Origin of the sequence: Leclercia sp. G3L, from assembly GCF_021117075.1 — a bacterium.
Lineage (GTDB): Bacteria > Pseudomonadota > Gammaproteobacteria > Enterobacterales > Enterobacteriaceae > Enterobacter > Enterobacter adecarboxylatus_C.
In genome coordinates, this window is sequence record NZ_CP088265.1 from 2,062,609 (window position 1) to 2,076,198 (window position 13,590).

Annotated in this window: 11 protein-coding genes; 7 read left to right on the forward strand and 4 right to left on the reverse strand. The window is 57.3% G+C overall.

Going from position 1 to position 13,590, the window contains the following annotated elements; translation table 11 throughout:
- Nucleotides 1-33 precede the first annotated feature (33 nt).
- Both LRS40_RS11385 and LRS40_RS11390 read left to right on the forward strand, forming a co-directional pair.
- Nucleotides 34-807 (forward strand): GntR family transcriptional regulator, encoded by a 774-nt coding sequence (locus tag LRS40_RS11385; protein WP_142486975.1) that lies wholly within the window; start codon nucleotides 34-36, stop codon nucleotides 805-807.
- A complete protein-coding gene (locus LRS40_RS11390) occupies nucleotides 804-1,280 on the forward strand; it encodes a GNAT family N-acetyltransferase (RefSeq protein WP_156264566.1) in 477 nt (158 codons plus the stop codon). Before LRS40_RS11385 ends, LRS40_RS11390 begins: the two co-directional genes overlap by 4 nt.
- Here the strand turns inward: LRS40_RS11390 and galR are convergent.
- The gene (gene galR, locus LRS40_RS11395) at nucleotides 1,241-2,257 is read right to left on the reverse strand and encodes an HTH-type transcriptional regulator GalR (protein WP_142486973.1); all 1,017 of its coding nucleotides are present in this window, start codon (nucleotides 2,255-2,257) and stop codon (nucleotides 1,241-1,243) included. The two genes, LRS40_RS11390 and galR, sit on opposite strands and share 40 nt — an antisense overlap.
- Before the next feature lie 621 nt (nucleotides 2,258-2,878).
- Between galR and aas the strand changes: the two genes are divergently transcribed.
- Together aas and lplT are read left to right on the forward strand one after the other, a co-directional pair.
- On the forward strand, nucleotides 2,879-5,038 hold the full coding sequence (gene aas, locus LRS40_RS11400; protein ID WP_231313726.1) for a bifunctional acyl-ACP--phospholipid O-acyltransferase/long-chain-fatty-acid--ACP ligase: 2,160 nt from the start codon (nucleotides 2,879-2,881) through the stop codon (nucleotides 5,036-5,038).
- Nucleotides 5,031-6,224: a lysophospholipid transporter LplT gene (lplT, locus tag LRS40_RS11405; protein ID WP_231313727.1), complete on the forward strand. Its 1,194-nt coding sequence runs from the start codon at nucleotides 5,031-5,033 to the stop codon at nucleotides 6,222-6,224. The genes aas and lplT overlap by 8 nt, the downstream gene beginning before the upstream one ends.
- Before the next feature lie 609 nt (nucleotides 6,225-6,833).
- On the opposite strand, the gene LRS40_RS11410 is transcribed toward lplT, so the two are convergent.
- From LRS40_RS11410 to mutH, 3 genes are all read right to left on the reverse strand, one after another.
- Nucleotides 6,834-7,874, reverse strand: coding sequence for an NADP(H)-dependent aldo-keto reductase (locus LRS40_RS11410; RefSeq protein WP_142486970.1), 1,041 nt, complete (start codon nucleotides 7,872-7,874; stop codon nucleotides 6,834-6,836).
- Nucleotides 7,875-8,002: 128 nt separating this feature from the next.
- Nucleotides 8,003-8,221, reverse strand: a complete 219-nt coding sequence (locus tag LRS40_RS11415) for a YgdI/YgdR family lipoprotein (RefSeq protein ID WP_231313728.1) — start codon at nucleotides 8,219-8,221, stop codon at nucleotides 8,003-8,005.
- Nucleotides 8,222-8,351: 130 nt separating this feature from the next.
- The gene (gene mutH / locus LRS40_RS11420) at nucleotides 8,352-9,044 is read right to left on the reverse strand and encodes a DNA mismatch repair endonuclease MutH (protein ID WP_142486969.1); all 693 of its coding nucleotides are present in this window, start codon (nucleotides 9,042-9,044) and stop codon (nucleotides 8,352-8,354) included.
- Between the two features lie 684 nt (nucleotides 9,045-9,728).
- On the opposite strand from mutH, the gene rppH reads away from it, so the two are divergent.
- From rppH to lgt, 3 genes are all read left to right on the forward strand, one after another.
- Entirely contained in the window at nucleotides 9,729-10,259 is a 531-nt protein-coding gene (rppH, locus tag LRS40_RS11425; protein ID WP_231313729.1) for an RNA pyrophosphohydrolase, read from the forward strand.
- Between the two features lie 12 nt (nucleotides 10,260-10,271).
- Nucleotides 10,272-12,518 carry a phosphoenolpyruvate--protein phosphotransferase gene (gene ptsP, locus LRS40_RS11430; protein WP_142486967.1) on the forward strand — a complete coding sequence of 749 codons (2,247 nt, stop codon included), beginning with the start codon at nucleotides 10,272-10,274 and terminating at the stop codon, nucleotides 12,516-12,518.
- 193 nt (nucleotides 12,519-12,711) lie between these two features.
- Entirely contained in the window at nucleotides 12,712-13,584 is an 873-nt protein-coding gene (gene lgt / locus LRS40_RS11435; RefSeq protein WP_156264560.1) for a prolipoprotein diacylglyceryl transferase, read from the forward strand.
- The last annotated feature ends 6 nt before the right edge of the window (nucleotides 13,585-13,590 follow it).

Sequence of the window (13,590 nt, forward strand, 5' to 3'; positions counted from 1 at the left end):
CTGGCCGCATTAACTCAGAGTACAGGTGATAACGTGGATAAGGCTGTCGTCCCGGCGGAAAAGAAGCAGTACCAGGAGATTGGCGAGGATTTACGCGCCCAGATCATCCAGGGGCACTATCCCGTGGGCTCGCGTCTGCCGCCGGAGCGCAATATTGCGGAAACCTACGGCGTCAGCCGCACCATCGTGCGGGAAGCGCTGCTGATGCTGGAGTTACAGGGCACCGTGGATATCCGTCAGGGCTCCGGCGTCTACGTGATGCGCATTCCCGAAGAGCATGAGAACGAGGAAGAGCGTCTGTTAAAAAGCGACGTTGGCCCGTTTGAGATTTTGCAGGCGCGCCAGCTGCTCGAAAGCAACATCGCCGCCTTTGCCGCCAAAATGGCGACCCGGGCGGACATCGACAACCTGCGTCGCATCATTGAGCAGGAGCAGCGGGCGATCGCCGCCAACGACAACAGCCAGGACAACAGCAAGATGTTCCATCTGGTGCTGGCGGGCGCCACGCAGAACCAGATGCTGCTGGCGACCGTCGAAAGCGTCTGGCACCACATGGATAGCAGTCCACTGTGGCAGCAGTTTAACGTTCATATCGCCAGCAGGGCGTATCGCCTGAAGTGGCTGGGCGACAGGCAGACTATTCTGGCCGCCCTGCGTCGCCGCGACGTGATGGGGGCCTGGCAGGCGATGTTCCAGCATCTGGAAAATGTCAAAAAGAGCCTGCTGGAACTCTCCGATGAAGATGCCCCGGACTTTGACGGCTATCTGTTTGAGTCGGTGCCCATTTTCCAGGGGAAGCTGGTGTGATTATTCAACCGCTGTACGCCGCCCCACAGCATGCGGAGCAGGTGATCGACTGGCTATGGCAGGCCTTTGGCGACGGGCTGTCGCGCGACTTTTTTGCCAGCGTAGTGACTTACAGTCAAACGCCGGGCGCGCTGCCGCTGACCTTTATTGCCACTCAGGGTGAACAGCTACTCGGCACGGTGGGGCTATGGCGCTGCGACCTGATCACCCGCCAGGATCTCTATCCGTGGCTGGCGGCGCTGTACGTGGATGAAGCCGCGCGCGGGCAGGGGCTGGCGGGGAAATTACAGCAGCACGTGCAGAAATATGCAGCCGGGATCGGCTATCGCGAACTGCATCTCTGGTCCGCCTGCCGCGATTTCTATGAACGCTACGGCTGGCACTACATGGGTGACGGTCTGGAGTACCCGGACAAAACCGTGCATCTCTACCGCTATTCGCTGGCGGACTCTGCCGGTGGTGTGACCGAGTGACGACGCACCAGCGTCGGGCTGAAGACATGCGTGATCTCCGGCGGCTGACGTTTATCCGCCAGTGACAGCGCCAGCTCCGCCGCCTGGGTCGCCATGGTGACGATTGGGTAGCGCACCGTGGTCAGCCGCGGCCGTACATAGCGCGAGATCAGGATGTCATCGAAGCCGATCAGCGAAATATCTCCCGGCACGTCAATCCCGTTATCGTTCAGCACCCCCATTGCTCCGGCGGCCATCGAGTCGTTGTAACAGGCGATCGCCGTAAAGTTACGCCCCCGTCCAAGCAGCTCCGTCATCGCCTGCTCACCGCCGCGCTCATCGGGTTCACCGTAAGTGACCAGACGATCGTTGCAGGGCAGGTCGTTCTCGCGCAGTGCATCGTAGTAGCCCTGCAGCCGATCTTCGGCGTCAGATATGGCGTGATTGGAGCAGAGGTAGCCGATGCGGGTATGTCCCTGCTGGATCAGGTGGCGGGTGGCAAGCCAGGCGCCGTAGCGATCGTCCAGCGACACACAGCGCTGCTCATAGCCGGGAATAATACGGTTCACAATTACCATGCCGGGGATCTGCTTCATCAGATGAACTAGCTCTTCGTCCGACAGCTTTTTGGCATGGACCACCAGTGCCGCGCAGCGATGGCGGATCAGCTGCTCAATCGCCTGACGCTCTTTCTGCTCATTGTGGTAACCGTTGCCGATCAGCAGAAAATTGCCGGTGTGGTAGGCGACCTGCTCGACGGCTTTCACCATCGCGCCGAAAAAGGGATCCGACACATCGCCCACCACCAGCCCGACGGTATCGGTGGACTGCTGAGCCAGCGCCCGGGCGTTGGCGTTCGGGTGATAGTTCAGTGACTCCATGGCGGTCAGCACCGCCTGGCGGGAGGTTTCGCTGGCTTTGGGGGAATTATTGATGACGCGTGAAACCGTGGCGACAGAAACACCCGCCAGTCGGGCCACATCCTTAATTGTCGCCATTCTTTACCTTCTCATTGGGGTAAGCGTTTACACACTAAATAGTGTTGCGGAAAAGTCAGGCGTATTCAAGCGCAGGGCGGTGAGGCAATTCACAAAGGTGACACGTGGCTGCGGAAATTGTGTAATCGTTACACAGCGAAGCGTGACAGAAGCGGGTGAATTTGAATCTTTGGTTACACTTTGCCTCAGGCTGTTGCGATTGTCTGCTGGCAGGGATTTAGTCGCCGTTGCTACATTTGAGATCCCAGAGGTATTGATAGGTGAAGTTGACCCGCGGTTAACTGACACGCTTTACACCAGCCTGCGTTCTTACGCAGGTTTTTTTTGCTTGTTGTTCAAAATGTAACAGCCGCCGAAGAAATTCACACCTGGTTGCACTTCGGCTCATTCCCTTGCTTTTTTGCGCTGGTGAAGTCGATGGCCTGGATCCACAATCAAGATCCCAGAGGTATTGATTGGTGAGAATTCTTAGTACGTACTGCGTACTCATCTCTTGCACCAGCCTGCGCAGATGCGCAGGTTTTTTTTTGTCTTTATCCGGCTGTCGCTCCTGCTGCACTTCTCGTGTAATCTGCCACAATTTACCGTAACCCGGCTAATTGAAAGGCAAAGGGAGTTGAAATGCTATTTGGGTTCTTCCGCACGCTGTTCCGTATTCTTTTTCGCGTCCGTCTGACGGGCGACACCCGGGCATTGCACGCCGATCGCGTTCTTATTACCCCCAACCACGTCTCCTTTATTGACGGTATCCTGCTGGCGCTGTTTTTACCCGTGCGTCCGGTGTTTGCGGTCTACACCTCCGTCAGCAAGCAGTGGTACATGCGCTGGCTGACGAAGCTGATTGATTTTGTCCCGCTCGACCCGACCAAACCGATGATGATCAAACACCTGGTGCGTCTGATTGAGCAGGGGCGTCCGGTGGTGATCTTCCCGGAAGGGCGTATCTCCATTACCGGCTCGCTGATGAAAATCTATGACGGCGCGGGCTTTGTGGCAGCGAAATCCGGTGCCACTGTGGTGCCGGTGCGCATTGAAGGGGCAGAACTGACCTTTTTCAGCCGCCTGAAAGGGCTGGTGAAACAGCGCCTGTTCCCGCGCATCACCCTGCATCTGCTGCCGCCGACCTCCTTGCCAATGCCCGACGCGCCCCGTGCCCGGGATCGACGTAAAATCGCCGGTGAGATGCTGCATCAGGTCATGATGGAAGCCCGGATGGCGGTGCGCCCGCGTGAGACCCTTTATGAGTCGCTGCTGACGGCGATGTACCGCTATGGCGCGAAGAAAAACTGTATCGACGATATCAATTTCGCCCCTGATAACTATCACAAGCTGCTGACCAAGACCTTGTTTGTGGGCCGTATTCTCGAAAAATACAGCAAACAGGGGGAAAAGATCGGCCTGATGCTGCCCAACGCTGGGATCAGCGCCGCGGTGATCTTTGGTGCCGTCTCTCGCGGGCGTGTCCCGGCAATGCTGAACTACACCGCCGGCGTGAAGGGGCTCGGTAGCGCCATCACCGCCGCGCAGATCAACACCGTGTTCACCTCACGTACCTTCCTCGATAAAGGTAAACTCTGGCATCTGCCGGAGCAGCTCACCCAGGTGCGCTGGGTCTTCCTCGAAGATCTGAAAGCGGAAGTTACCGCTGGCGACAAGCTGTGGATTTTTGCTCACCTGCTGATGCCGCACCTGGCGCAGGTTAAACAGCAGCCGGAAGATGCCGCGGTGATCCTCTTTACCTCCGGTTCGGAAGGGAGCCCGAAAGGGGTGGTTCACAGCCATAAAAGCCTGCTGGCCAACGTCGAGCAGATCAAAACCATCGCCGACTTCACCGCCCGGGATCGCTTTATGTCGGCGCTGCCGCTGTTCCACTCCTTTGGCCTGACGGTGGGGCTGTTCACGCCCTTGCTGACCGGGGCCGAAATATTCCTCTACCCGAGTCCGCTGCACTACCGCATCGTGCCGGAGCTGACCTACGACCGTAACTGTACGGTGATTTTCGGCACCTCGACCTTCCTCGGCAACTACGCCCGTTTTGCCAATCCCTATGATTTCCACCGCGTGCGTTATGTGGTAGCCGGGGCGGAAAAACTGCAGGAGAGCACCCGCCAGCTGTGGCAGGACAAATTTGGCCTGCGCATTCTGGAAGGCTATGGCGTGACCGAGTGCGCGCCGGTAGTCTCCATTAACGTGCCGATGGCGGCGAAACCCGGCACCGTCGGGCGCATTTTACCGGGGATGGACGCGCGTCTGCTCGCCGTTCCGGGTATCGAAGAGGGCGGACGCCTGCAGCTGAAAGGACCGAACGTGATGAACGGCTACCTGCGGGTAGAAAATCCGGGCGTGCTGGAAGTGCCGACGGCGGAAAACGTTAACGGTGAAGTGGAGGCCGGCTGGTACGACACAGGGGACATTGTGCGCTTTGACGAGCAGGGCTATGTGCAGATCCAGGGGCGCGCAAAACGCTTTGCCAAAATTGCCGGAGAAATGGTGTCGCTGGAGATGGTGGAACAGCTGGCGCTGGCCGTATCGGCAGACAAAATGCACGCCACGGCGGTGAAAGCCGATGCCAGCAAAGGTGAGGCGCTGGTGCTCTTCACCACTGACAGCGAGCTGAAGCGCGAGCAGCTTCTTCAGCATGCGCGTGAACATGGTATCCCGGAACTGGCCGTTCCACGCGATATTCGTTATCTGAAACAACTCCCGGTGCTGGGTAGCGGCAAACCGGATTTTGTCACCCTCAAAGGCATGGTTGACCAGGCGGAGTCGCATAATGAGTGAGTCAGTACCCACTAACACCTCCATCTGGTCGAAGGGGATGATGGCGGTTACTGCCGCCCAGTTCCTCTCTGCCTTTGGTGATAACGCGCTGCTGTTTGCCACCCTGGCGCTGCTCAAATCCCAGTTTTATCCGGACTGGAGCCAGCCGATCCTGCAGATGGTGTTTGTGGGCGCTTACATCCTTTTCGCCCCCTTTGTCGGTCAGGTGGCGGACAGCTTCGCCAAAGGGCGGGTGATGATGTTCGCCAACAGCCTGAAGCTGCTGGGTGCCGCCAGCATCTGCTTCGGCGTGAATCCGTTTATTGGCTATACGCTGGTGGGGATCGGGGCGGCAGCCTACTCCCCCGCCAAGTACGGTATCCTCGGTGAACTGACGACGGGCGATAAGCTGGTCAAAGCCAACGGGCTGATGGAGGCCTCGACCATAGCGGCGATCCTGCTGGGCTCGATGGCGGGTGGGGTGCTGGCAGACTGGCACGTGCTGGCGGCGCTGGGGATCTGCGCGGTGATGTATGCCGGGGCAGTGATCGCCAACCTGTTTATCCCGAAACTGCCGGCGGCCCGTCCGGGGCAGTCCTGGCGTTTTACGCCGATGACCGCCAGCTTCTTTAATGCCTGTCGCTTGCTGTGGCGGAACGGCGAAACCCGCTTCTCGCTGCTGGGCACCAGCATGTTCTGGGGCGCGGGGGTCACGCTGCGCTTCCTGCTGGTGCTGTGGGTGCCGACGGCGCTGGGCATTACCGATAACGCCACACCGACCTATCTCAATGCGATGGTGGCAGTGGGCATTGTGCTGGGTGCGGGGGCGGCGGCGAAGCTGGTAACGCTGCAAACCGTCGCGCGCTGCATGCCCGCCGGGATCCTGATCGGCGTTGTGGTGCTGATCTTCGCGCTGCAGCATGCGCTGTTGCCAGCCTATGCGCTGCTGTTCCTGATGGGGATCTGCGGTGGTTTCTTCGTGGTGCCGCTGAATGCGCTGTTGCAGGAGCGCGGGAAGCAGACCGTCGGGGCAGGCAACGCCATCGCGGTGCAAAACCTCGGCGAAAACGCCGCCATGCTGCTGATGCTGGGTCTTTACTCGCTGGCGGTGAAGGTGGGTGTGCCGGTGGTGGGCATTGGGGTCGGCTTTGGTGGCCTGTTTGCGCTGGCGATTGCGGCGCTGTGGATCTGGCAGCGTCGGCGGTGATAGGGTGGCGGCTACGCCTTACCCGACCTACAAACCTTGCCTTTGACTTTGTAGGCCCGGCAAGCGCAGCGCCGCCGGGCAATCAGGCGGCGCCGGAGCGATTTGATGCCCTCTTCCACGAGGCAGAGGAATCCTCAGTAATTTTATTGCCTTTAAAGCAATGAAATAATCACCTGATAATAAAGGGCTTACAGCGACTCCCTGGTCCGGCTGAAAATCGCCGAAGCGTTTCCGGAAGGCCGGGGCGAGGCGCAGGGACGCGCCGAGAGGGCATAGCCTGCATGGATGCAGGCTGGTGCCCGACCCGAAAGCCTGAAGGAATAAGCTGAGGGTCACCGCGAAGCGGCGATTTTTTTTGCCGGGAGCCGGGGTAGCCAGGGGGGAGGCGGCGAGCCCCCCTGGCACGTTCACCGGTTCAGGCCTGGCAGAGAAGCAAGGAACCTGAGGTGAACGGAACCACCTCCTGAGTCGCATGCTCCCCCTCACCCTAACCCTCTCCCTCAAGGGAGAGGGGATAGTCCGTGTGAATATTTTTGGTGGGGATCCCTTAGCCCACGAGAAGAGGGCGCACATATTAAAAAGGCAACTTACGTTGCCTTTTTGCTTTTGTCAGGGTGCCGGGTAGGTATACACCTGATGTACCGCTTCAATCTCCGCTAACACCTCTTCGCTCAGCTCCAGATGGATGCTTTCAACGTTAGTTTTCAGCTGTTCCATGGTGGTTGCGCCCAGCAGGGTGCTGGCTACAAACGGCTGACGGCGCACAAAGGCCAGCGCCATCTGCGCCGGATCGAGCCCGTGACGTCTGGCGATATCCACATAGGCCGCTACCGCTTTCTGCGTCTGCTCGCCGCTGTAACGAGTAAAGCGGCTGAACAGCGTATTACGCGCCCCCGCCGGTTTTGCACCGTTGAGATACTTACCGGTCAGCGTGCCAAAGGCCAGGCAGGAGTAGGCCAGCAGCTCAACGCCTTCATACTGGCTCACCTCCGCCAGACCCACTTCGTAGCTGCGGTTCAACAGGCTGTACGGGTTCTGGATGGTGACGATGCGCGGCAGATCGTGCTTATCCGCCAGGTGCAGATAGCGCATCACGCCGAAAGCCGTTTCGTTAGAGACGCCGATATAGCGGATTTTACCCGCACGCTGGCATTCGGTTAAGGCTTCCAGCGTTTCCAGCAGCGTAACGACCGGTGCGCTGTCGCTCCAGCTATACCCGAGCTTGCCGAAGCAGTTGGTCGGACGCTGAGGCCAGTGAACCTGATACAGGTCGAGGTAATCCGTCTGCAGACGCGTCAGACTGGCGTCCAGCGCGGCGCGGATGTTCTTACGATCGAGGATCTGATTCGGGCGAATGCCGCTGTCGTTATTGCGTGACGGGCCGCTGACCTTAGAGGCAACAATCAGCTTTTCGCGGTTGCCGCGTTTTGCCAGCCAGTTGCCGACGTAGGTTTCGGTTAAGCCCTGGGTTTCCGGGCGTGGCGGAACCGGGTACATTTCAGCAACGTCAATCAGGTTAATGCCCTGGCTGACGGCGTAATCGAGTTGTGCATGGGCATCGGCTTCGCTATTTTGTTCACCAAATGTCATCGTGCCCAACCCCAGTTGGCTTATCTCAAGAGCGCTATGGGGGATACGGTGATATTGCATAGCCGGCTTCCTTAGTTGACATGTTAAGCGTGTCAGGAAATTCCCGACGAAGGACAATAAACATGGCAGAGGGGAAGCGAAAGGGGAAGAGAAAAATCAAAAGGCCAGCAAGTTGCTGACCTTCAATATTATCTTTCGATAATCTGCGAAACGTCGTCGCGGTTAATCTGCATATTATTACCTTCCCGATCGCGGTAGCTGACCAGACCGGTATCATCGTCGACTTCGGGTTTGCCGTCGGTCAGGATCATGCGGCCATATTTCGTCGCCATGACGTAATCGCTGCTACAACCTGAAACGGCAAACGCTAAACCAACAGCTGAGATTATCACTGCCCATTTTTTCATTCTTATTACCTCCACCTGGCTCGTATCACATGATTAGTGTAGTAATAACTCCGGTAATGGTTTTCACAAAGCGGTGAAATCTGAAAAAACAGGCAAATATGTGATAAACGACATAATTCTGGCTAAAAAATCAGGTATTCAGCAAAAAATGACGCGCTAACAGCGCACCCGTGAAGTTTTTTTTCAAATAAAAGCCGCGGGGCAGGGTCAGGATCGGTTCCCCGTGCGCGCCGATGGCCTCGGTGAGGGCTTTACTGTTTGCCGCTTTGGGCCGCAGCTGGAGCACTTCACCGTGGCGGGCGGTGATACGCTCAACCTGACCCAGCACGATCATGTCCATCAACTCCTCCCAGTCCAGGCGCAGCTGACGATCTTCCTCCTCATCCGGGCTCCAGATCAACGGCGCACCGACGCGCCGTGCCGCCAGCGGGATCGCCCGATCGCCCTCCACCGGGATCCACAGCACACGCTTTAGCTTATGCCGCACGTGGCTGCTCTCCCAGGTGATCCCGGTATTGCCGGTTAACGGCGCCACGCAGACAAAGGTGGTTTCCAGCGGACGGCCCAGGCTGTCGATCGGAATGGTCTTCAGCTCCACCCCCAGCGCGGCAAAATCCTGTTCAGGTTTGCTGCCCGCGCTAGCCCCCAGCCACAGCTCCAGCAGAATGCCCGTCCATCCCTTATCACGCTTAAGATCGGGTGGAATGGGCAGACCGGCCAGGGCGGCGAGTTCTCCCAGCGAGTATCCCGCCAGGCGTTGCGCTTGTTGCAGTAATGCCGCTTCCGTTGCGGGGGGAGACGTCAGGGGAACAAGGGGAAGCATGATCGTTGCCTTCTGGTTAAAAAGTGAACAGCAGTTTTCCACCGCACGGTCTGAGTTTATCTTTTTCTTTTTGCTGGTGCCAGGTGGATGATTTATCAGCCTTTTTATCACCTGCAATTCCGTTTCGCTAAGGGAGCTCTCCCGGTTGTTCAAATCTGGTCACTGACAATAAACAGGATCTTACACCCTGTTATCCACAGAAAAATGGGATAACTGGGAATAACCCCCACTACTGTTTCCATTTACAGCCTTGACGTGGGACGAAAATCGAAAAATCAGACAAAATGTGCCTAACTTATTGGCACAATCTGTGGATAAAACCGACGTTGTTCGATCTTTCATCAGTGCCAGGATCTTTAAGGTGATGTACATCACACTATGCCGTGTAATTCAGGTAATTTATAATTTAACTCCATGAATTATAGTGATTTGTAAAAATCACTCATCTCTGTAATATTCAGAGTGATCTGGGTTGTCCATCGGTAATTCCACACTTCTTCACAACTCTATCCACAGAAAAAGTGAATAAAATTGCCCTTTGTACCGGTCATCTGTTTATAACTCAGCTGATAATTGTGAGTTATTCAAATGTTATTAGGCTCCAGGCCAGAAAGAGAGTGGTTTACCGCCTCACTGGAGTGTGAAACAATCATTTATATATAAGGTTTAGTTTGGGGTAGTCCGGTGATTGATGACGATGGCTACCGCCCGAATGTAGGTATCGTAATTTGTAATCGCCAGGGTCAGGTTATGTGGGCCCGGCGATATGGTCAGCACTCCTGGCAATTTCCCCAAGGTGGGATCAATCCAGGAGAGTCCGCAGAGCAAGCGATGTATCGGGAGCTGTTCGAAGAAGTTGGCTTAAGCCGCAAGGATGTTCGCATTCTGGCTTCGACCCGCAACTGGTTGCGTTACAAGTTACCGAAGCGTTTGGTGCGTTGGGACACAAAGCCGGTATGTATCGGCCAGAAACAGAAATGGTTTCTTCTGCAATTGGTGAGCAGCGATGCGGATATCAATATGCAAACCAGCAGCACGCCCGAATTTGATGGCTGGTGCTGGGTCAGCTACTGGTATCCCGTTCGTCAGGTCGTGTCGTTTAAGCGCGACGTTTACCGTAGGGTGATGAAAGAGTTCGCAAGTGCTGTGATGTTGCTGCAGGAGACCCCTCCTAAGCCGCAGAGCGCACCTGCCTGGCGACGTAAAAGAGGTTAAGCTACGCACATTATGCTCACCCGCCTGCGCGAAATAGTCGAGAAGGTGGCCAGTGCCCCACGGCTCAACGAGGCGCTGGATATTCTGGTCACGGATATCTGCCTTGCGATGGAAACCGAGGTGTGTTCGGTCTATCTTGCCGACCATGACCGCAGGTGTTACTACCTTATGGCCACGCGCGGATTAAAAAAACCGCGTGGTCGTACCGTTGCGCTGGCATTTGATGAAGGTGTTGTGGGTCTGGTCGGGCGACTGGCGGAACCCATCAACCTTGCCGATGCGCAGAAACACCCCAGCTTTAAATACATCCCCTCCGTAAAAGAGGAGCGCTTCCGCGCATTCCTCGGCGTACCCATTATTCAGCGCCGTCAGCTCCTTGGCGTGCTGGTGGTACAGCAGCGTGAGCTGCGCCAGTACGATGAAAGCGAAGAGTCGTTCCTCGTTACGCTTGCCACGCAAATGGCCGCCATCCTCTCCCAGTCCCAGCTGGCAGCGCTCTTTGGTCAGTACCGGCAGACGCGCATTCGCGCTTTACCGGCCTCGCCGGGCGTCGCGATTGCAGAAGGGTGGATGGACGCCACGCTGCCGTTAATGGAGCAGGTTTACGAAGCCTCGACGCTGGATACCGCCCTTGAGCGCGAACGTCTAACCGGCGCGCTGGAAGAGGCCGCCAACGAGTTTCGCCGCTACAGCAAGCGTTTTGCTGCCGGGGCGCAGAAAGAGACGGCGGCGATCTTCGATCTTTATTCGCACCTGCTGTCCGATGCCCGGCTGCGTCGGGAGCTGTTTGACGAGGTCGACAGCGGCTCGGTCGCGGAGTGGGCGGTCAAAAAGATCATCGAAAAATTCGCCGAACAGTTTGCCGCCTTAACCGACGGCTATCTGAAAGAGCGTGCCGGGGATCTGCGCACCTTAGGCCAGCGTCTGCTGTTCCATCTCGATGACACCATCCAGGGGGCCAACACCTGGCCGCCGCGCTTTGTGCTGGTGGCGGATGAACTATCTGCAACCACCCTCGCGGAACTGCCGCAGGATCGGCTGGCCGGGATCGTGGTACGCGATGGTGCCGCCAACTCCCATGCCGCCATTATGGTGCGTGCGCTGGGGATCCCGACGGTGATGGGCGCGGACATTCAGCCCTCGGCACTGCACCGACGCACGCTGGTGGTCGACGGCTATCGCGGCGAACTGCTGGTCGATCCTGAACCGGTGCTGTTGCAGGAATATCAAAAGCTTATCAGCGAAGAGAATGAGCTGAGCCGTCTTGCCGAAGATGATGTTAATCAGCCTGCGGCGCTGAAAAGCGGTGAGCGAATCAAAGTGATGCTCAATGCCGGGTTAAGCCCGGAACACGAAGAGAAGCTCGGCAGCCGCATCGATGGCATTGGTCTCTATCGCACAGAAATTCCGTTTATGCTGCAAAGCGGCTTCCCTTCTGAGGAGGAGCAGGTCGCGCAGTATCAGGGCATGTTGCAGATGTTCAACGACAAACCGGTGACGTTGCGCACTCTGGACGTTGGCGCGGATAAGCAACTGCCGTACATGCCGATCAGCGAAGAGAACCCCTGCCTGGGCTGGCGCGGGATCCGCATTACCCTCGATCAGCCGGAGATCTTCCTGATCCAGGTGCGCGCCATGCTGCGCGCCAATGCCGCCACCGGTAACCTCAGCATTTTGCTGCCGATGGTCACCAGCATTGACGAGATCGATGAGGCCCGCCGTCTGATCGAACGCGCCGGGCGCGAAGTCGAAGAGATGATCGGCTACGAAATTCCGAAACCGCGTATTGGGGTAATGCTCGAAGTCCCCTCAATGGTCTTTATGCTGCCGCAGCTGGCGAGCCGGGTTGATTTCATCTCGGTGGGTACCAACGACCTGACCCAGTACATGCTGGCGGTGGATCGCAACAACACGCGGGTGGCGAGTATTTACGATAGTCTGCACCCGGCAATGCTGCGCGTGCTGGCGATGATTGCCCGCGAGGCACAAGAGCAGGGGCTTGACCTGCGTTTGTGCGGCGAGATGGCCGGTGACTCAATGTGTGTGGCGATCCTGATTGGCCTTGGCTTCCGTCACTTATCCATGAACGGACGCTCCGTCGCACGCGTGAAGTACCTCCTGCGCCATATCGACTTCGAAGAGGCGCAGCTGCTGGCGAAACGCAGCCTTGAAGCACAGCTGGCAACGGAAGTACGCCATCAGGTGGCGGCCTTTATGGAGCGTCGCGGCATGGGCGGCCTGATCCGCGGCGGGCGTTAAGCACCGGGTATCCCTTCCTCCTCGGGGAGGGATACAAACTGCGCGAAGTCTCTATACACATCTTTTACATCTCGGGCGCAACCTCCACGCTCGCTTGTGCTATGATTCGCAACTTTGGAGCGCAGGGTACACCTCTGCGCGCATCTCTGCCGCTGTCCACTTTCAGCGGAATAACAACATCTTGTGGTGACAGATGAACAGTGGCTATCTGCATTTTCCGGAGTTTGATCCGGTCATTTTCTCAGTAGGACCCGTTGCGCTTCACTGGTACGGTCTGATGTATCTGGTCGGTTTCGTCTTTGCCATGTGGCTGGCTGGCCGTCGTGCCAAACGCCCTGGCAGCGGCTGGACCAAAGACGAAGTGGAAAACCTGCTGTATGCCGGTTTCCTCGGCGTTTTCCTCGGTGGACGTATCGGTTATGTGCTGTTCTATAACTTCCCGGTCTTCCTGGCCGATCCGCTCTACCTGTTCCGCGTCTGGGATGGCGGCATGTCCTTCCACGGTGGCCTGATCGGCGTCATCCTGGTAATGGTTATCTTCGCCAAACGTACCAAACGTAGCTTCTTCCAGGTGGCTGATTTTATTGCACCTCTGATCCCGTTTGGTCTGGGCGCAGGTCGTCTCGGTAACTTTATCAACGGTGAACTCTGGGGCCGCGTCGATCCGAGCGTGTCATTCACCATGCTGTTCCCGCAGTCCCGTGCCGAAGATATCGCGCTGCTGCCGTCGCATCCGGAGTGGCAGTCGATTTTCGATACCTACGGCGTTCTGCCGCGCCATATGTCCCAGCTGTACGAGATGGCGCTGGAAGGTGTAGTGCTGTTTATCATTCTGAACCTGTTCATCCGCAAGCCGCGCCCGACGGGCTCCGTATCGGGCCTGTTCCTGATCGGTTATGGTGCGTTCCGCATCATCGTTGAGTTCTTCCGCCAGCCGGATGCGCAGTTTACCGGTGCGTGGGTGCAGTACATCAGCATGGGGCAGATCCTCTCTGTGCCAATGATTGTGGCAGGCATCTTGATGATGGTCTGGGCGTATCGTCGTCCACAGCAACAGGTCTCCTGAGGAATC